A 15,886-nucleotide genomic window follows, 5' to 3' on the forward strand; every position below is an offset into this window, starting at 1 on the left:
ACCGGGGTGCGGTCCATGCGGAAAGCACCCCCTATCGTGGATGAGAGCCAAGCGATATGCACCGGGCGCCGGGAGTGCCTGCCCCGGTGGATTCGCAGGGCAATGAAAGGAAAGCACATGGCTGAGAGCCTATGCCAATTGGCGGGAGACTGGCGGGGCCAGATGCCGGCCGGCGGGATGATGGCCGAGGAAAAGCGCGATGGCTGGCGCTGCCTCTACCTGACCGGCATTGATGGCACGCCCCGCCTGTTCACGCGCCAGGGCCGCTTGATCGAGGGCGCCGGCCATATCCTCTACCGTTTGGGCCTGATGGAGCGCGCGGCCGGGCGGCCGATGGTGTTCGATGGCGAATTCCAGGTCGGGGGCACGCTGGCGGCAACCAAGGCATGGTGCGAGGGCGGATGGCGCCGCGGCGGCGAGGCTGGCACGCTGCATCTGTTCGACTGCCTGCCCATGGCCGACTGGCGCGCGGGCGGCGATGATACCCCGCTCTATGCCCGCAAATCCCGGCTCCAGGATCTGGCGCGCGCGGTGGATGAAGATCCGGCCCTATCGTGGGAATATCGGCCGGGCAGCAAGGGCGATGAGTCCTGGCGCACGTCGTGCCCGATCCTGCCCGATCAGTGGGTGCAGGATGTGGGGGAGGCTCTGGGGGAGGCTCGGCGCGTCTGGGCTACCGGTGGAGAGGGGATCATGCTCAAGGATGCAGAGGCCCCCTACCGGCGAAATCGAAATGCCGCTTGGTTCAAGGTCAAGCAGGCCAATGCCCAATATTGGAGGAAAGCCGCATGAAATCGAACGTGAAGGATACCGGCGGCGTCGATGTCGTCGTGGAACTGCCCGGCCAGGCGCTGGAGCAACTGGACCCACAGGCCAAGCAGGAAATCACCTCGATCATTGCCCGGGCGAAGCAGGACGTGCGGCGCGCGATCGCCCGGGCGGAAGAGCCCGAGGGCTTCGAGCGGCTGGAGATTGTCCAGGGCAAGGGTCCGACGATCGAGGCCTGGGCCCGGCTGCTGTGCAGCGACAGTTTCGAGATCCGTGGGCGCGAGCCGCTGCGGATCACGCTGGACTTGCACCAGACGCGCGGCGGCGCGCTGATTGCGGTCACCACCTCCACCCCTACCAGTGGAGACGGGTTTGAAGTGGTCAGGGCTACCGTGGTCGAGCGCCAGCACGATGAGCGGGCGATGCGCTTTGCCGTGATGGATGCTTTCGACTGGCACATGCGTGCCAGGTCGATGGTCACCAAGAAGCTGAAATGGTCGCTGCGCCTGGATGTGGAGTGATTTTCATGTGGGATCATCTAATTCCAGTCATCATTGGCGGCCTGATCGGTGTCTCTGGCGGACTCGCTGGCCCACCTCTGACCCATTACCTACAAAAGAAGAAAGATGATCGGGCCTTATACAGAACCCGATTGGAAGAAGCGATATTGCTGTTGTGGCGTCATAGAAAATCGATCAACGACGAAGTAAATGCAGCAATTCGCCTACTTCCTGAACCTTTTCCTGACGAATACGGCCATCAGTTATATGCCATATGCGCTATATATTTTCCGGAAATAGGAAATGAACTTAAAAATTTGATCGACAGAACCGCCGATCTCTACGTTTGGACGTTTGAGGTAAGAGAGGTTCTCAAAGGGAACCCCAACGCCGAAATAGATGCATCCTTTAATGCAGCTTACGATCCTTTTGATCGCGCCGTGAATGAAGTGACGATGCGCTTCAAGCAGATCGCGGAGCGGTTCCGCATTAGGTATGCATTGCCCGAACTGGATGTGACTGAAACTACCAAGTAAGGAAACGGGGTGACAGCGTGCCCTCTGCCACCCCGCCCTGCGCCGGCAGGGAGAGGTCTGCCGGCGAAGTCAGATCATCGAGTTGAGCACGAAATCCTGGGTGAATGTGCGCGGCTTGCGGATGCCCTTCGCGAATGGAGCCTTGTCAAAGAAGCCCATGTAGGTTCTGGCCTGGCGGTATGCCGTGGGCTCGGGATCGAAGGCGCAGAACACGACACCGCGACGCCCCAGGCGCTCCTGCATCGGCCGGAACGAGGCTTCGAACTCGGCCTCGGTCTGCCAGCCCAGCGTGAAGCTGATGTTCCGCCAGATCAGACCAGGCGTTTCGTCGGCCACGCCCCACGCCGTCAGATTGAGGTCGCCCAAATCCTTGACGCCGTATTCCCAATCGAAATTGTAATAGCGGCTCGGTTCGATCTTGCTGCCCAGCACGAGGCTGGCGGCTTGGAACGAGCCGGCATGGCCGCCGATATCGATGCGCCAATAGGTGGCTGCCTGGGCCGCGGGCAACTCCAGGTGCGAGTGATAGAGCCCGTCATCGCGCACGATGGCCGGATTGATGAACGGCAGCACGCCACTGTCATAGGGCGCGCTACTGCCATCCACATCAGCCTGCGACGCCCCTAGCCTCAGCCGATAGGTTGTGCCCAGCTGCGCGTTGGCCGAGACGATCGCGCAGAAATCGATCGAGGCCTGCGCCGGCAGTGCACCGCGCGCCCAGCACCCGCCTGTGGCCTTTGCCTGCCAGGTCAGGCCAATGGCCTTGTGGCGGTTGAGGTTGAACACCGGGTATCCGGTATCGGCGGCGCTCGCCACCATGGTGCCAAGATCGAGCGGCAGGACGAAGAACGGTTTGCGGATGGTGGCCACGGTCAACCCCAAAGCGTGGTGGTGGTGGATTGCTTGGCCAGATCGATGATGATCTCGGAGATCAGCACGTCACGATCGGCCGCGCTCTGGCGATCGATGAACCGGGCAACAGGCACGCCATTGCTCAGATCCAGGTATGCGATTTCGTCCACCGCCTTGGCAGTGACCTTGAACCGCCGCCGCTCGACCGACAGCAGCGCCTGGCGCTCATCGGCAATTGCCTGAGCATCGGCAACACTGTCGAAATAGCTCTCGATCGGATCATCGCTCTGGCGGGCATCGTCGCCATATCGGGCTTTGGCCGTGGGCGATTCCGCAATGGCCCGGCGGAAATCGGTCATGATGAAGCCGATGCGAACGGGTGTTGCAGCCATGTCTCGATGTCCTTGTCAGTGCAGTGGCCAGGAGGCAGCGCGCCAGCCTGGCCACGCGGTCATTGCTCTGGCGCCGGATCATTGAGCCCGAGGGCCCAATCGCGCAGGGACAACGCATAGGCCGTCACTTCGGTGCAGGCGCGCACGTCGTCTTCGGATACCACGACACCAGCGGCGGGCAGGTCTTGGCGAATTCCGGCACCGTCACCTTGGGCGTCGGCAGCGGCGCCGCCGGGCGCACGGACAGCGGCTTTGGGCTGCACGCGGTTATCAGCAATGTGGCGCTCAGCAGCAGCGCGAGCATCAGCAAGGTCGGTCGCATGTTTGGTGTCCTCGATCTGGGCGCGCATGCGCCACGTTGATTCCTGGTGCGCGATCGCGTCGCGGGCACGCTGCTCGGCCAGCTGCTGCGCCTGCTTGTAGCCGTCCAGGTCGTTGGCCCGGCCCAGGACTTCGGCCTGGTAGGCGCTGCGATAGTGTAGCGCTGCGCCGGTCATGCCGATCACCAGCAGCGCTACGCCCAAGATCAGCCCCAGGATCAGCCCAAGGCGCCAGCGCGAAAGGATCGCGCCGACGCCGCTGGCGATGCCCAGCCCGCTCATTTCACCACCGCCACGCTATCCGGCGCCACGGCAGCCAGTTGGGCCAGCGTGCGGCTGCGCTTGAGCGTGCGGCGCTGGCCGTCGATGATCGGCCACGCGATCGCCGCCAGCGCGCCCAGCAAGGCCGCCGTGTCGTTGGCCACATAGCCGCGGCCGACCACGAACGCGGCGATCGGCGGCAGCGCCTGGCGCAAGGTGGTCATCACCTGTTCGCGCACCGGACTGCCGGCAACTTCGATCGGCGCCGGCACATCGCCGGTGGTTTCGATATCAGGGGTATCGGGTGCCATATAGCCTCCATGAAAAGGGCCGCCAGAGCTTGCGCACTGACGGCCCGGGCTGGACTTCGCGACCGATCAGGCGGCCGGCGAAAAATCCACGTAGAATTTCTGACCCGGCTCGAACTGGTCGTGGAGCGCCGGGTTGGCGATGTGGATCATGACCGATGCACTGGGGCTGTACTTGGCGAAGGTGTTGTCTTCGTCGTCGCCGTTCGTGTCGGAATAGGTGCTGCGGGCCACGGCGTGAAAGTTGACCACCTCGCCGATCTTGTTCTTGTCCGGGTCGAAGGTCGGCATCACCGAACTGACCACCATCTTGGCACGCATCTTGGTCTTGCAATCGGGCATTTTCGTTCTCCTTTAAGGGCCGAACTATCCGGCTCAGGCTTCGTTCGTGGAAACAGCGCCGTTGGCCGCCAGCTGGTAGGGCTGCACGGTTGCGGGCTGGACGTTGTAGGAAGGGCGGCGCGCGGCGAAGAGACGATCCCGCACGATGCGCACGATCGACACCTGGTCACCTTGGTTTCCGCCGAGCACATGGAAGGCAGTGGCATCCTCGCCGACATAGAGGCCGACGTGGCCGCCACCGGCGCGCTTGAAGGTCAGCACGTCGCCCAGCATGGGTCGGGCCACCTGCGCACCCCAGCTGGCCCAGGACAAGGCCCACAGCGGCGTGGCAGGCAGAGGCTTGCCCGCGCGCTTGGCGACGATCCCGACAAAGAGGCCGCACCACGGCACGCTGTCGGCGCCGTAGAGGCGAGCGACATCGCCGCCCATTTCCTTGGCCCACCCCATGATCGCAGGATTATTCCCGGCGCCGGCTACCTCGGCCGTGCCGTAGAGCTTGAGAGCTTCGTCGACCATGCGCGGACGCAAGGCGAGCGACATCAGCCAGCGATATGCCGGCGGCAAATTCACCATCGATTTTCTCCAGAGGGTTCGGGCTATTTGATCGCGAGCGCGATGCCGCCCTTGATGGCCACGACAATTGCGACCAGGGCGCCGGCCAGCGCACCAAGCCATTTCACGAACTTTCCGCCCGTCTTCACGGCCTCCCAGGCCTTCACGATATCGCGTGTTTCATCGACGCCGGCCTTCACCTCACCGACAGAGTCGTTCAGTGCTTCGACGGCCTTGATCAGGTCTTTGACCTGCGTTTCCAGCCCGGTCATGCGGCGGGCGATCTCCTGATTTGTGGGCTGGTTCATGGCGATGGGCCTTCATGGAAAGGCCACCAGGGCATACCCATCAGAGCGTTTCACCAACGTCCGCCAGAATTGCGCCGAACGCAGCCCCGACTGCCAAAATCTGTGCTTGGGTGAGTGCGCCCCTATAGACCGCCACCCCCGCCACTGTGGCGTTTGGAATGCCATAAGGACGGCCCACCTGCAGGCGATTGGTGGTTGATCCAACTGCGCCCGCCGTGGGCAGTGCAGTCGCATCTGCAGATACCAGGCCGCTGGCCGCGCGCCACACCATTGCTTGCACCATCGTGGCCGTGAACTGGCACACATACATCGTCCATTGCGTGGTCGGATTGGCCAGCAGCGCCACCTGGCTGTTTACCGTCGTGCTGCCGCGCACAACACCCATGGCCGTGGTGGCGCCGCCATTAAGTTGAAGCGCCAGCGATGCACCCGCCGTGGCGACATAATCGCTGACAAGTCCGCCGGCATTGCCCTTGGCAACAGCGATGCTGGTCATGCCGCCAATACCTGCCGTGGTGCCGCGATACATCGTGGTAGAAGCCGTGGCGATCGAGCCCGCTGCCAGGTTATAAGTTCCGGTCCCGCCCGTGCCGGTGCCAAGCGATGCGATCACGCCAAGCACCACGCCGCCAGCGCTGTAGATTGCATCACCGACCGCCAACGGCGTACCCGTGCCCCCGCTCGGAAACGCCGAAACAGTGAGAACACCAGCAGTAATATCGGCAGTGAAGGCCGCGCCGTTATAGGCCTGGCCACTATAACCGGGCAAATCGACCGCATTTTTCACACTCTTCATGCTGCTGGAAGCCGTGGCGACCCAACCCGCAGCCAGGTTGTATGTGCCGTTTCCGCCTGTGCCGGTGCCAAGCGATGCGATCACGCCGACTTGCACGCCGTTGCTGTTGTACACCGTCTGGCCAACGGCCAGGGCCTGCCCGCCGGCGACAAAGGATGAGACCGTAAGCACGCCACCGGCAATGACACCGGTGAAGGCAGCGCCTGACAGAGCAATCCCCACGGCACCCGCCGTGCCGTAGAGCAAGGCGTTTCCAGCAGTTGAGGACTCAAACAGGTTGGCACTCGGCGTGGAGGTCAACGATGAACCGAAAAGATGCCCGGCGTATCCCAGTCCGCCGAACGAGGGCAAAGTCTCGAATGTGCCATAGGCCCCACCCGAACCGGGGAACGCGATACCGAACATAGTCATAACAGGTGCTCCCTCAAGCCGTCAGGGTGATCTTGTCGATCGGCGCCCATCGGTACATGGGCTTGTTCAAATCAGTCGGGTCGAAAATCAGCGGATTATCGTCACGAATATTTCCGCCGTTCAAAACGGTGCGGTTCGCCGCGGTTTGCTTTGACCACGCATAGCCAAAGCTCCAGGTATCAGCCGGCGTCTCCGACGCATCCCAGACCACGCAATCGCGCCCTACCAACTTGGGGTTGCTCAAGGTCTTTTCGGTGCCAGCGGCCGAAAAGGCCCGCATCCCAAAATTGGGCATCAGCTCGATCGTCGTGGTGTCGATCACCAGCTTGCGGCCTGGAAGCACGGGATAGCGCGCGATGATCTTGTTGCCTTCGGCGCGGATCACTGGACGCAGCGGCTGCGGCTTGTAGCCCTTGAACAGCCACTGATACGCGGCCCAACCATAGTAGGCGCCCAGGTGCTTGTATCCTTGCGGCACCATATGAATATCGTTGTTGCGAAACGCCATGAAGAACGGCGCCACGACATGGCACATATAGTCGTCTTCAAGCGCCAACTGCAGTTGCGCGATGGCGATATCAGGTTGAGCCCCGGCATAGTAATTGGCCGAAGATGGCGTTTGATCGAGGAACATTGGCAAGGGCCGCGCCGTGCCCGTGGCTGTCTGCCAGTCCGCCTCCATCGATGACCGAATGCCGCGCACGGTGGTTTTCCATGTGCTCGGGTCAGTCACCGCGGCGCAATCTCCTTCGCCTTGCGTATAAAAGGCCCCGCCCGTCGCATAGCTCCATCCTGCCGCCCGGGCCGCCACGGGGCCCTTCTGCATGTTGAGCAAGGTGCGCGGATAGCGTGTGCCATTTGCCTTGGTCAGCAGGGCGGCAGTCGCCCCACCGCGCGCCGAGACCGACGCAAGGAACTTTTGGCCGCTGGTGCTCGGGTCGATACCGTCGTTGTCGCGCAGCAGCTGGGCGATCATCTGCATGGCACCAAACATCGGCGTTTCACCAACAGAACCGCTGGAATTCGCGGTGCTATCGGCCATGCTGGTCACATACCGTTCCTGCAGGTCCGCAAGGCTCGCATAGATGACGGCCGGGTCCACCGATAGATCATCGGGCCGCACACCACCCACGAACATCTTGGCGAAATTGGCGGCGCCGGTGCTGTAGAGCGTGCCCGGGTAACCTTGTGCCCGGCTTTGCCCCACACCCTCGAAATGGATGATTTCGCCAATCGCCTGGATGCTGTCCCACTTGCTGTCGCGGACAAGGTAGCTGCTAGAGACGCCGTTCGCCACAAGGCTGCTAATCTGCGCCTTCGTACTGGCGTAATCAGGATGATTGAATGCGTTGCGCGTGATGCTGGCGAAGGTCTTCCCATCCGCCCCATACAGGTAGAGCCCATCCGGGCCAGGCTTGCTGGCAAGTCGTTGCGCTGGCGCACTAATCGTTGCGAACAATGCTTGCAACGATGCAACCGCCGCCAAGATACCATCGATCACAACGTGCTTGATCGCTGTCGGCGTCAGGTCGAACCAGATCGACTTGTCACCCGAAAAGTAGAGCGTGAACCGCGCGGAACCAGCCTTGATCCCGATCCCAACAGCCACCAGCGCAGCGGTGGCACGCGCCAAGGCGAGGTTCGCCCAGTACTTGGCCCCTCGCTCGCCCGCAGCGCCGCCCGGCACATCGGTATCCGTCGCATCGTTGGCATAATGCCCTGCCAGAGTTGCTGCACTGCTCGCAACCAGCGCATTGGCCTTCGCCTCTGCGGTGTTCTCGCCCAGCAGCACCTTGGCCTGCCCGCCGCTGTCCAGTTCCACAATCGAGAGAGGCCCGTTCTGGGCGACGATTACCTGTGCCATCAGTCGCCGATCCCCGGCTGAATGGTGAAGGTGCCATAGCAGAACACCTGCTGAACGCCGCCCACAGGCGTCACCAGCAGGTCATAGTGCAGGACCAAGTTCGCGGTGGGGTCCGATCCCCAGACCAAGGCTTCGAGCGATGCCTCATCGATCTGCGGCCGGATCGTGGTGGCGCCAACCACAGCGCCCGTTTCGGGGTGCACATAGCTGGCGTCATAGCTGGCCGAAATGCCTTGCGATCCGGCTGCCGCGTTTGCCAGCTGGATGTCCGCAATCGCCGTGCCGCCCTGGGTAGCGGCAAAGCTCATGGAGAACGCTGCAGCCGACCAGTCCGTGCCGACCAGCACCAGATCTGCGTTAGCCGATGCCCCGCCCCACGGGACGCGCTTGCTCGGGTGGAAGATGTTCAGTTCGAAGGCCATGCCTATTCCCCTGTTGCAGTGGCGTTGGCCCAATCGACCGTGGAAGCGGCGTTGAGCGCAGCGAAATCGGATGCGGCGGAAACTGCAGCCTTGGCGGAGAGGCGCGCGACCTCGATCGCGGCGCTGGCGCGCGTCCATCGCGCATTGGCTGCCAGCACATCGGCGGCCAGAGCCGGCACGGTCTTACCCAGCGCCGCGGCCTCAGCCGATAGCAGGGGCGTGCTAGCCTTGGCGTTGACCGAAACCGCCTCTGCCTCGCGCACCTTGGCGAGATAGACCAGCATCTGGCCGGCCCCGGGCGTGATGAACTGCTGGCGGTGCTGCTCAGCCTCCGCATTGATCCGCTGCTGCAGCGCCGCTTTCACGATGCCCATATCGGTCGGAATGGTCTGAGTGGCCTCTCCTGGCACAACCATTGTGGCCTGATTCGGTGCGAGCACCTGGCGCGCCGCCGCGCCGACATCGGGCGAACACCCTCGCGCGAGCTCGACGCCATCGCCGGCCCGGTAAACGATCCAATATTCCATGGCTGCTACTTCTTTTCCTCGCGAACTGAAAACAGGCTGTTGGCGTTGGCCGTCACAACAGTTGCGCCGCCGTTGCGCCGGAATTTCAGCTTGTGGGTGGTTGTTCCGGCGCCGAGGCCGGAGAACAGGGCAGTGATCGAGATCACCGTTCTGAAGGTGCTTAGGGCGCCGTTCATGAAGATCGAATAGACCTGGGATGCAGATCCGGCCGAGTTGTAGAATGTGAAGTCGCCGCGAATATCGTCGTCGGATTCGATGATCACGCTCGCCTCGATGCGCATCAGCGATGACGCTTCGTCCTTGGTCACCGTCAGGGAGAAGATGTCCACATCGACGGCATCGGGTAGCGGTATCGGGTTGGAGAGCGTGGTGTAATTGGTCTTGCTGACAGCCACATTCTGGATCGCTGCCGTTGCCACCTGGTCGGTGGCAACACCGCCCCCAGCCTTGACCGTGCTCGATACGTCGGTGGCGGTTTTGTCCCCCACGGGAGTGCCGGCCGGAGCGCCATTGGTCGCATTTGCCTCGGCCGGCTTCAGGGCCTCGATCGTCTGCCCCGTGTTGAAGGTGATATCCTGCGCCTTGGTCGGCGGGCGCTTGTTCTGCCAATAGGCATTGGCAGTTGTCGGCCAGGCCGGCGGCGCGTTGCCAGAGGTTGGCGCCAGGGCGATGTAGAGCCATTCCGATCCATCGGCGAGGCTTACCCAATTCCCCTCGCGATAGGTCTCGGTCGGCGAATAGAGGCCGCGCTCGATGATAGGCGCCTCGAAGGCGATCTCGTCTGCGCTGTGCACGCGCCAGGACCGGTTCGCGCCGATCGTGGTGCGCCAGTAGGGCACGCTGACATAGGATTCCTCTGACGCCGTGACCTGCGGATAGGCCCTCCCCTGGGCATCGAAGGTAATTTCCTGGTCGCGGTCGAATGCTACCCGCGTGGCGAAAAACTCGCCCGTCAGGCTCACCCCGGCCTGGGCATTGCAGCAGCGCGCCAGCTGCTGGGCGATATCGATGAACTTGGTCTGGTCGGTCAGCACCAGGTTGATCGGGAAAGGCACCTCGGCATCCAGCGTATCGAGCGTGCTGGTCTGCAGCATATCAGGATCGATGCCAGCGATCTGGGCCAGGGCCTGGATCACCTTCCCGGTTAGCCGCGGCGTCGACCCGCCAACCACATGGCCGCGCACGTCGCCCGTGATTACGCCATAGGCAGGGGCCCCGAGGCGCACCATGCCCGCAGCCAGGCAGGTTGCCCACCGCCCGCGCGGAATGGTGGCAGCAACCAGCGCAGCATAGGTCGCATAGTCGCCCACCGATGCGCCGAAGTCTGAACCGCGCTCGTAAAGCGTGGTGACGCCTTCGATCGGGCCATAGCCAGAGAACTGATAGACCGAGTCGTCGCTGTCGATCAGCTGCGGCTCGACGTTCATGGCCCAGCCCAGCACCAGGGGCTTCACCTTGTCCTTGATGCTCACCGGGCCTTCCGCGCCCGTGGTGCCGGCATAGGTCTTCACCAGCACATTGGCCTTGAACGGCTCGCTGTCTACTTCGCAGGTCAGGGACAGATTGTTGGACTTGCGTGTGAAGCCGGTCACCTTGCCGCGGAACAGGGTGCGCCAGGGCCAGACTGTGCCGGCCGGCTCGGCATAGATCTCCACCGGCGCACCGATCCACATCGTGTCATCGGCCTGGGCATAGGTCTCCTTCAGGATGCCGACATTGACCGGCAGCGTGGCCGCCGCGGCCGAAATGGCATCGGTGAAGTCGCCGTTCCACAGTGCGATACCGATCGACGGCGGCGTGACCATGGCCGGCTCCCACACCTTCCCGCCGAGGCCTGTGATGCGGCGATCCTGGGCAGATGCCACGCGCACATCGAGCCGCTGCCCCGTCGCCAGATGCAGCGGGGATACCTTCGCCAGGACGGAGAGCATTACCAGGTTCCCGTCTTCAGCATGCCGGCATACTCGCCGGTGATCGTTCCGTTGTTGATCCCCTGCTGGATTAGCGAGCCAAGGTTCGTGTTCACGGCATCCAGCTTGTAGCCCAGGCCGTCGAGCAGCGTCTGTGCCAAGGAGCCGATGGCATTGGTCACGCTGCTGTTATCGTTCGCCACCGACGTGCTAGTGCTGGTGCCCGTGCTGGTGCTGGTCGAGAACGGGCTATCCCGGTTGGCAGATGCGTCGGCCACCGCCTTGGTGGAGTCCAGCTGCGTCTTGGTCAGCGAGGTCACTTCTGAGAGCAGCGCGAAATAGTCGCTCTGGGAGCCGCTCATCTGCTGCTCGATCTCAAGCAGCTGGCGCGCCGCTGCGGCATAGTCGTCATAGGCCGTGGTGTCGCCCGCCTTCACCCGATCGGCGAGCGGCTGATAGGTGGCCAGGGCCTCTGCCTTGCGATCGCGCAGCGAGAGCGCACTATTGCCCACGGTCAGGTCGTTGTAGAGGCTTTGCAGAGATCCAGTGATCTGGTCCATCGCCTGCTTCACCGCATTCGTGCGCTCGATGCCGTAGAGCTTTTCCAGGGCAGCGAAATCTTCGGCCGATGCGCCGGCTTCGGTGAAGGTCGCCTTCAGCTTGGTGAACTCGCTATCGAGGGTGTCGAGCGCGGCGCCCACTGGATCGGTGTAGGACTTCAGCTTCTTGAAGACGTTCTCGAAATCGACTGCCTTCTGGATCTGCGTGTCAAGGTCCTTGCCAGCCTTGAGCAGTCGCAGTGCACCGTCATGGATGCCCTTGACTGCGCCGTCCTGGATGGCGCCCAGAATGGCCGCGCGCATTGCCGCTTCAGCATCGGTGCCATCATAGAGCGCGGTGCTGCTGCGGTTCTGGAAATAGGAATTGCCCAGCGCCTTGTCGTTGCCGACGCCCGACACCTGGTAGTATTCCTTGTAGCGCCCGATCCCGACATCATACGAGCCGACTGAAGCGCCCAGGGCATCAGCGATCTTGGTGATCGAGGACTGCAGCGTGCTGCCGAAGCTGTCGAGCGATCCGGTGATCCCATTATCGTTGGCGCTGACCGTCACCGAATCCTGCGTGACTGCGCCACCGCCGCGCGGGCGCTTGCCGAATAGCTTGCCAAGAATGCCACCAACAACCGAACCAGCGGCGCCCAGCCAAGGGATGCCGACCAGATCGCCAACGGCGCCACCAAGCGCACCGCCGGCTACCGACCCGTTCTTGTCCAGGCCGATGCCCAGCATGCCGCTTAGGTCAGCAATGCTTGCCCCCGTCTGCGCGCCCTTGAATGCCGCGCCGAGAGATTTCGATAGGTCATCTGGCAAACCCTTGATGTCTTTCAGGCCGCCGAGAACGGCACCGAACGTGGTGCCGGTCGAGATATAGCCCTCGAATGCACCGGCAAGCGGGCCGGCCAGGCTTTTCGACAAGCCGGGGCCAAGACCGGATTTTTCCAAAGCAGCTGTCAGCGCATCGCGCATCTTGTTCTTCTGCTCTTCGAAATACCGATCAGGCGTCAGGTCGTTGACCGTCTTGCCCACCTTCGGGGGAAGGTTCGCGGTCACGACAATCTGCGGATTTTCGTTGGCCGCGGCCGGCGTCGATTTCGGGGCAGCCAGCATCGAGGGGATGCTCATGTTGCCCAGAGCCCACGACGAACCAGCACTGCCCGCGCCGGTGCCGACGCTCCCGCCCTGAGCGATTTTGTTGGCGGCAGCGATGAGCGTATCAGCAAACGTGCCCGCCGCAGCGCCAGCCCGCTCAGTTTCCGTTGCCATCAGGTCAACGCTCGACCCGATGCCGGTCTTGTCCTTCACCCACTTGTCCATGTCGCGAAACACGTCGCCGAACAGGTTCTCGGCCATAACCCGGCCGCGCAGTTGCTGGCCGATGTTCTTCAGGTCGGAAAGCTTTCCATAGCCCCCCAGGATGCCCTCGACTGTGCTGCGGATAGACCGCGTGGTGTCGAGGTAGATCTGCTGCATTTCCTGGGCTCGCTGGAGAGCTTCGACCTGCTTTTGCTCAGCCTGAGCCATGCGCAGCACTTCGGCGCGTCGCTCAGCGGTAAGCGGGCCAAGTTTCTCTTCCAGCCGCCAGATGTCCTGAAGTGCATTAGCTTCGGCATCACGTCCCTGCAAAAGCAACTGCTGCTGCTGGATGCGGCGATCGCTATCCCGCTGCAATTCCCTGTAGGGGCGCACCAAGGCATCATCGATAGCCGCCTTCGCCGCGCTGGCCTGGGCAATCATTTTCTCGAAACCGGGAGGATGCCGCTTCTCCAGTTCGGCAATGATGTCGTCTAGTTGCCGGGTAGCCTGGGCGGCGGCGTCGACCAGGCGCGGCTGCTCATTGAACCGTTCATTGACGCGCGCGATCGACTCAGCGGCAGTCTTGCCAAACTTGGCAAGCTGATCTTCCTCTCGCTGAACCTTGTCGGCGCCGCTGGTGCTCCACTCGATGTGGAAGTGGCCACGCTCCTTGAAGATTTTGGTGAGGTGAACACCGGCATCCTCATAGGCCTTCTTGATCGAAGCCGGGGTGACACCGTCTGCGATCTGGATATCGAGGGCATTGCCGCGCTCATGCGCGCTAGTACCCGGCACCGCTACGGGATTATCGGCAGGCTTCCCCTGTGCAACCCACTGATCATAGAGCCGCTTCTGATCGGCGTAGGACCGGTTGCCGCTATTGACCTGGAAGCCAGCTGCCTGCGCGATCGACTTGGCAGCAGCCATGTCGATCTCCCGACCGTATTCCTGGACCGACTTCTTGGCGTCCTGCGCGGCTTTGATCGCGGCATTCTTGATTTTCGTGAGGCGAAGAAACTCGGCTTCATAACCCTTCTGGTCGATGAAGATGCCAGAGCTTTGGGCGCTGACCGGGTCATCCTTCGATTTCTGCAGGCGATCATTCAGACGCCCAACCGCCTCGTTGTATGTGTCAGTCGCACGTGTCGCGGCATCCAGGCTGTCATTGACGGCCCTCTGGCTCACCGAAATTTGCGCATTTATTTGGGCCATGCGGGCGCTGGCCAGTGCTTTCTGCTGATCGGCAATGATGGCTGGCAAGTGGTCCGCCCGCCACGCATCGTTCAGACCTTCGCCAGAGAGCGAATAGGCCATGCCGCCTTCGGACAAGCGCTTTTTGGCCGCTGCCAGTTGATCCTGGCTACTCTTCAGTTCCGCTTCGAGATCTGTAACGGACTTGTCGGCAATATCTGCCTTCGCCCGAAGGAAATCGCCTTGAACGGCAATAGCCCCCCGCATTTCTTGAGCAAGCTGCGCCATTGCGTTGGCAGCGCTCGATGCGCTCAACTCCAGAACGTTGAGCCCCTTCGAGAAATCGTAAGCCTTGCCCTTGGCATCCTCCTCAGCATCGCCAACGCCCAGCAGTTCCGTGGCTAACGGGCCCAGCACGGCTACCGCCGCGAAGATCACGGCGCCCCATCCGCCGGCAAGGAATGTTGCGAACTTGCCGATCCGGTCATAGGTCTTGTTGACGTTGCCCTCCAGACCAGACAGCGCATAGGCCATCTGTGGAACCTGCTGCACAAAGACTGTTGTGGCAGATGTGCCCATCTGGGTCTGAATGACCACGTCCTGCATCTGCTGGCCGAGTTGGATAAAGGCAAAACGCTGTGCCCGAATGCCGTTGATCACATTCTGCGTTTCGGTGCTGCCACGCTTCTTGACCGCCACGTTCTCGTTCTCGGCCTGCGTGAGGCCGCGCCAAGCATCCTGGAGCCCGGCGGTCGCGAGCTTCTGCGCCTGGGCATATTCCTGCGCCGAGATGGCATTGGCGGCCAGCAGTTCATCAGCACGGGCCAGTTCGGCATCGTAGCGCTGCTGCGCGGCCAGTGCCGGATCGAGGCGCTGGCGAAGATCATTTGCCTGCGCGGCGTAACGACGCATGGCATCTGCCGCTTCCTTCGTCGCTGCTTCCTCTGCCGCCTTGGCAGTTGCTACACGGGCCGCTTCCTCTTCGGCCGCACGGGCTGCCTGCTGGGCCGCATCGGCCAGCGACGCAGACACCTCGCGACCCTTTGCCGAGACGCGCCCCAGCACCTGCTCAAGCGTGGTGGCGGACACTGCGGCGCGATCGAGCGAGGCAGAGCCGGCCAGCATGCGGTCCAACCCGCTGCGGGTGTCGGCCCTGGAGGCATAGGACTGATCTTCGAATACCGACGCCGACGAACGCGCGCTTTTGGCTGGGCCGATCAGGCCTGGCGCGAATACCTGGTTGATGCCCTGCTGATAGGCATGGGCATAATTGGTGGCCTTGGCCTGCTCTTCGAATGTTGCCCGATATGACGCAGCCAACTGCTGGTTCTTGCCGATCGTGCGATCGATCTCAGCCTGGAGCCGGGAATAGGTGGTGACCTGCTCGCGCGCCGCGCCGGCATTGCGCTCTGCCTCGATCGTCTGTGCGCGCAGTGCCTGGAGATAGGCTTGCGTGGCCTGCGAGGTATCGCCCGTGGCGCCGGCAAGCCTCGTCGCCGCATCGCGCGTGAAGGCCAGGCGTGACGCTGCAAACTCGGCATCGTTCGCGGCCTGACGCAGCGTCGACGTGTCGAGATCGATGCGAAATTCTCCGCTGCGAAAGCCCGAGAGGCTGCGCTTGACGATGTTGCCGATCTCATCGAACGACTGCTTGAACTGGCGCTGCGCATCAGTGTTGATCGACGCCATTTCAGCAAGGAACGTGTCCTTGGCGCTATTGTCGCGCTGGTATTCCAGCTTGAGAAAGGCCGGGAACACGGGACCATCAGCCAT

Annotated in this window: 16 protein-coding genes; 3 read left to right on the forward strand and 13 right to left on the reverse strand. The window is 62.6% G+C overall.

The features are described 5' to 3' along the window. The first annotated feature begins 117 nt into the window (after positions 1–117). From C8K14_RS14915 to C8K14_RS22420, 3 genes are read left to right on the forward strand one after another with little or no spacing between them, the layout of a single operon-like run. Entirely contained in the window at positions 118–792 is a 675-nt protein-coding gene (locus C8K14_RS14915; protein WP_133726827.1) for a hypothetical protein, read from the forward strand. Further along, positions 789–1,289, forward strand: coding sequence for a hypothetical protein (locus C8K14_RS14920; protein ID WP_107717230.1), 501 nt, complete (start codon positions 789–791; stop codon positions 1,287–1,289). The genes C8K14_RS14915 and C8K14_RS14920 overlap by 4 nt, the downstream gene beginning before the upstream one ends. After that, the gene (locus tag C8K14_RS22420; protein WP_133726828.1) at positions 1,262–1,804 is read left to right on the forward strand and encodes a hypothetical protein; all 543 of its coding nucleotides are present in this window, start codon (positions 1,262–1,264) and stop codon (positions 1,802–1,804) included. The genes C8K14_RS14920 and C8K14_RS22420 overlap by 28 nt, the downstream gene beginning before the upstream one ends. A 69-nt stretch (positions 1,805–1,873) precedes the next feature. On the opposite strand, the gene C8K14_RS14930 is transcribed toward C8K14_RS22420, so the two are convergent. The 13 genes from C8K14_RS14930 to C8K14_RS14990 all read right to left on the reverse strand — a co-directional run bounded on the left by C8K14_RS14930 (position 1,874) and on the right by C8K14_RS14990 (position 15,886). Then, positions 1,874–2,680, reverse strand: coding sequence for a hypothetical protein (locus C8K14_RS14930; RefSeq protein ID WP_107717232.1), 807 nt, complete (start codon positions 2,678–2,680; stop codon positions 1,874–1,876). Next, positions 2,677–3,048, reverse strand: a complete 372-nt coding sequence (locus tag C8K14_RS14935; protein ID WP_107717233.1) for a hypothetical protein — start codon at positions 3,046–3,048, stop codon at positions 2,677–2,679. The genes C8K14_RS14930 and C8K14_RS14935 overlap by 4 nt, the downstream gene beginning before the upstream one ends. A gap of 59 nt (positions 3,049–3,107) precedes the next feature. Next, positions 3,108–3,650 (reverse strand): hypothetical protein, encoded by a 543-nt coding sequence (locus C8K14_RS14940; RefSeq protein WP_107717234.1) that lies wholly within the window; start codon positions 3,648–3,650, stop codon positions 3,108–3,110. Then, positions 3,647–3,940: a hypothetical protein gene (locus C8K14_RS14945; protein ID WP_107717235.1), complete on the reverse strand. Its 294-nt coding sequence runs from the start codon at positions 3,938–3,940 to the stop codon at positions 3,647–3,649. Before C8K14_RS14945 ends, C8K14_RS14940 begins: the two co-directional genes overlap by 4 nt. A gap of 66 nt (positions 3,941–4,006) precedes the next feature. Beyond that, a complete protein-coding gene (locus C8K14_RS14950) occupies positions 4,007–4,279 on the reverse strand; it encodes a hypothetical protein (protein WP_199223741.1) in 273 nt (90 codons plus the stop codon). 33 nt (positions 4,280–4,312) lie between these two features. Further along, complete coding sequence (locus C8K14_RS14955; protein WP_107717236.1) at positions 4,313–4,852, reverse strand: TIGR02594 family protein; 540 nt, start codon at positions 4,850–4,852, stop codon at positions 4,313–4,315. A 23-nt stretch (positions 4,853–4,875) separates the two neighbouring features. Next, a complete protein-coding gene (locus tag C8K14_RS14960) occupies positions 4,876–5,139 on the reverse strand; it encodes a hypothetical protein (RefSeq protein WP_107717237.1) in 264 nt (87 codons plus the stop codon). A 40-nt stretch (positions 5,140–5,179) separates the two neighbouring features. After that, on the reverse strand, positions 5,180–6,346 hold the full coding sequence (locus C8K14_RS14965) for a hypothetical protein (protein ID WP_133726829.1): 1,167 nt from the start codon (positions 6,344–6,346) through the stop codon (positions 5,180–5,182). Between the two features lie 13 nt (positions 6,347–6,359). Further along, positions 6,360–8,210, reverse strand: coding sequence for a hypothetical protein (locus C8K14_RS14970; protein WP_107717239.1), 1,851 nt, complete (start codon positions 8,208–8,210; stop codon positions 6,360–6,362). Next, positions 8,210–8,632: a hypothetical protein gene (locus C8K14_RS14975; protein ID WP_107717240.1), complete on the reverse strand. Its 423-nt coding sequence runs from the start codon at positions 8,630–8,632 to the stop codon at positions 8,210–8,212. The genes C8K14_RS14970 and C8K14_RS14975 overlap by 1 nt, the downstream gene beginning before the upstream one ends. Before the next feature lie 2 nt (positions 8,633–8,634). Then, positions 8,635–9,159 carry a hypothetical protein gene (locus C8K14_RS14980; RefSeq protein ID WP_107717241.1) on the reverse strand — a complete coding sequence of 175 codons (525 nt, stop codon included), beginning with the start codon at positions 9,157–9,159 and terminating at the stop codon, positions 8,635–8,637. A gap of 5 nt (positions 9,160–9,164) precedes the next feature. Beyond that, positions 9,165–11,090, reverse strand: a complete 1,926-nt coding sequence (locus tag C8K14_RS14985; protein ID WP_107717242.1) for a hypothetical protein — start codon at positions 11,088–11,090, stop codon at positions 9,165–9,167. Continuing rightward, a complete protein-coding gene (locus tag C8K14_RS14990) occupies positions 11,090–15,886 on the reverse strand; it encodes a D-alanyl-D-alanine carboxypeptidase family protein (RefSeq protein ID WP_107717243.1) in 4,797 nt (1,598 codons plus the stop codon). Before C8K14_RS14990 ends, C8K14_RS14985 begins: the two co-directional genes overlap by 1 nt.

It is taken from the genome of Novosphingobium sp. GV079 (assembly GCF_003058045.1).
GTDB lineage: Bacteria > Pseudomonadota > Alphaproteobacteria > Sphingomonadales > Sphingomonadaceae > Novosphingobium > Novosphingobium capsulatum.

Excerpts from the sequence above, each read along its gene's own strand:
- C8K14_RS14915 (WP_133726827.1), top strand. The coding sequence starts at position 118 with ATGGCTGAGAGCCTATGCCAATTGGCGGGAGACTGGCGGGGCCAGATG.
- C8K14_RS14920 (WP_107717230.1), top strand. The coding sequence starts at position 789 with ATGAAATCGAACGTGAAGGATACCGGCGGCGTCGATGTCGTCGTGGAA.
- C8K14_RS22420 (WP_133726828.1), top strand. The coding sequence starts at position 1,262 with ATGGTCGCTGCGCCTGGATGTGGAGTGATTTTCATGTGGGATCATCTA.
- C8K14_RS14935 (WP_107717233.1), bottom strand. The coding sequence starts at position 3,048 with ATGGCTGCAACACCCGTTCGCATCGGCTTCATCATGACCGATTTCCGC.
- C8K14_RS14940 (WP_107717234.1), bottom strand. The coding sequence starts at position 3,650 with ATGAGCGGGCTGGGCATCGCCAGCGGCGTCGGCGCGATCCTTTCGCGC.
- C8K14_RS14945 (WP_107717235.1), bottom strand. The coding sequence starts at position 3,940 with ATGGCACCCGATACCCCTGATATCGAAACCACCGGCGATGTGCCGGCG.
- C8K14_RS14950 (WP_199223741.1), bottom strand. The coding sequence starts at position 4,279 with ATGCCCGATTGCAAGACCAAGATGCGTGCCAAGATGGTGGTCAGTTCG.
- C8K14_RS14955 (WP_107717236.1), bottom strand. The coding sequence starts at position 4,852 with ATGGTGAATTTGCCGCCGGCATATCGCTGGCTGATGTCGCTCGCCTTG.
- C8K14_RS14960 (WP_107717237.1), bottom strand. The coding sequence starts at position 5,139 with ATGAACCAGCCCACAAATCAGGAGATCGCCCGCCGCATGACCGGGCTG.
- C8K14_RS14965 (WP_133726829.1), bottom strand. The coding sequence starts at position 6,346 with ATGACTATGTTCGGTATCGCGTTCCCCGGTTCGGGTGGGGCCTATGGC.
- C8K14_RS14970 (WP_107717239.1), bottom strand. The coding sequence starts at position 8,210 with ATGGCACAGGTAATCGTCGCCCAGAACGGGCCTCTCTCGATTGTGGAA.
- C8K14_RS14975 (WP_107717240.1), bottom strand. The coding sequence starts at position 8,632 with ATGGCCTTCGAACTGAACATCTTCCACCCGAGCAAGCGCGTCCCGTGG.
- C8K14_RS14980 (WP_107717241.1), bottom strand. The coding sequence starts at position 9,159 with ATGGAATATTGGATCGTTTACCGGGCCGGCGATGGCGTCGAGCTCGCG.
- C8K14_RS14985 (WP_107717242.1), bottom strand. The coding sequence starts at position 11,090 with ATGCTCTCCGTCCTGGCGAAGGTATCCCCGCTGCATCTGGCGACGGGG.
- C8K14_RS14990 (WP_107717243.1), bottom strand. The coding sequence starts at position 15,886 with ATGGCTGATGGTCCCGTGTTCCCGGCCTTTCTCAAGCTGGAATACCAG.